The sequence below is a fragment of the Micromonospora sp. M61 genome (assembly GCF_018070245.1).
Taxonomy (GTDB): domain Bacteria; phylum Actinomycetota; class Actinomycetes; order Mycobacteriales; family Micromonosporaceae; genus Micromonospora; species Micromonospora zamorensis.
Window position 1 is genome coordinate 1 of sequence record NZ_JAGPYA010000187.1, and the last position, 537, is coordinate 537.

General features: G+C 66.5%; 1 protein-coding gene. It reads left to right on the top strand.

Going from position 1 to position 537, the window contains the following annotated elements; translation table 11 throughout:
- A partial coding sequence (locus KBX34_RS33260) for an endo-1,4-beta-xylanase (RefSeq protein ID WP_247672512.1) occupies nucleotides 1-537 on the top strand: 537 nt, incomplete at both ends.

Below are 537 nucleotides of genomic sequence, written 5' to 3' on the forward strand. Positions count from 1 at the left end.
ATGGGATCAACGCGAAGTCGACGGGCATCTACAACATGGTGCGGGACTTCAAGTCCCGTGGGGTGCCGATCGATTGTGTGGGTTTCCAGTCGCACCTGGGCACGTCGTTGGCCGGTGACTACCAGGCCAACCTGCAGCGTTTCGCCGACCTCGGTGTGGACGTGCAGATCACCGAGCTGGACGTGATGACCGGCGGCAACCAGGCCAACATCTACGGCTCGGTCACCCGCGCCTGCCTGGCCGTCTCGCGCTGCACCGGCATCACCACCTGGGGCGTGCGCGACTGTGACTCGTGGCGGGGTTCGGACAACGCCCTGCTGTTCGACTGCAACGGCAACAAGAAGGCCGCGTACACGGCCGTCCTGGACGCGCTCAACTCCGGCTCGACCCCGCCGACCACGCCTCCGCCGGGCTCCGGGGTGGACACCAGTGCCTGGTACGTCCTGCTGAATCGCAACAGCGGCAAGGCCCTGGACGTGTACGCCAACGCGACCACTGACGGGGCGCGAATCAGCCAGTGGACGCGCAACAACGGCG